General features: G+C 33.7%; 1 tRNA gene and 1 pseudogene. Both read left to right on the top strand.

Annotated elements, in window-relative coordinates:
* Window positions 1-170 (top strand): annotated as a pseudogene (locus ACFIKG_RS09335) (integrase); the annotation flags it as partial.
* Between the two features lie 796 nt (window positions 171-966).
* Window positions 967-1,056, top strand: a tRNA-Ser gene (locus tag ACFIKG_RS09340).
* Window positions 1,057-1,191: the final 135 nt, after the last annotated feature.

Here is a 1,191-nt window from a genome sequence, read left to right on the forward strand (position 1 = left end):
TAAGAAAATTAGCAGCAACACGCGCAGCTAACTCTGGTGCAACAGTATCACAACTCAAAGCAATTTTTGGCTGGACAGATGACGCTATGGCATCTCTTTACACAAAGAGCGCAGACCGTAAAAAACTTGCTCTTGAAGCCATAAAAAAGCTTCAAAAAGATGAGGGATAGAGGCAAAAAAACTCAATAGAATCAAGATTCACCTATTCCCTCATATTAGACATAACTATTTTATTTTACTTGCTTTTTATTTGCTCTCATCGCTCACCATTTTATTTTGTAAATAAATTTTTGTTCTAAACATACTTATGAATGAATCGGCTTTAAAAACCTTGTCTATTAAAGTTTATGCTTTCTGCCTCTGCATAATTTAGCGTTTTTAAGTTCTATTCTTGAAAAACTATGCAATACCTTAACAAGCTATCTATTGATCTAAGCGTATTGTTCAATAATATTTTCTTCCGTTCCAACTAACTTTTTGCTTAGCCCACAAAAAAAAGTATTATAAATACACCTAATTTCCAGTCATATCTGGAAGAGATTTTAAACTGTCGATGCAAATCTTACATAAAACTTTTCCAAATAGTGCAAACCAGCCATTCCCTCCAAGATACCCTTTAGACGCACTAGATATCTGAATAGAATAAATATCTGGAAAGATAAAATAATTCAAAAATACACGCCCGCAAAGAATTTAATATAATTTATCAAATATTTTCAACTGAACCTTTCTTATTATTACGAATATCGGTCGTTAAAACTTAAAAAAATATTGCTTTGTGAAAAATTTTTAAACAGAAAAAACGATCATGTTTAAAAATGAAACCGTTAGATAACACACTCAAAGAATTGACTTATGAAGAATTATTTTAATTGAAATTTAAATAGTTTTACAAAGAACGCTTTAAAATGCGCATTAAAATGATTGACCTTTTACAAGAAATTTGTCAAAAAGCATATCCAGTTTGGAGGGGTGGCCGAGCGGTTTAAGGCACCGGTCTTGAAAACCGGCGTGCAGGAGACTGTACCGTGGGTTCGAATCCCACCCCCTCCGCCACAGCACTTTTGTCGTGTGTAGTTGTAGCTTGCCAGCTGTAGCTTGTTGTATGTAGCTTGTGTAGCTTGCCAGCGGGTTTTGTATATTTTGCCACTAGGTTTTGTACCAATTTATTTTTTTTCAAAGAGTTTTAAA

Source organism: Bartonella sp. LB28NMGDW (assembly GCF_042194435.1).
GTDB lineage: Bacteria > Pseudomonadota > Alphaproteobacteria > Rhizobiales > Rhizobiaceae > Bartonella > Bartonella grahamii.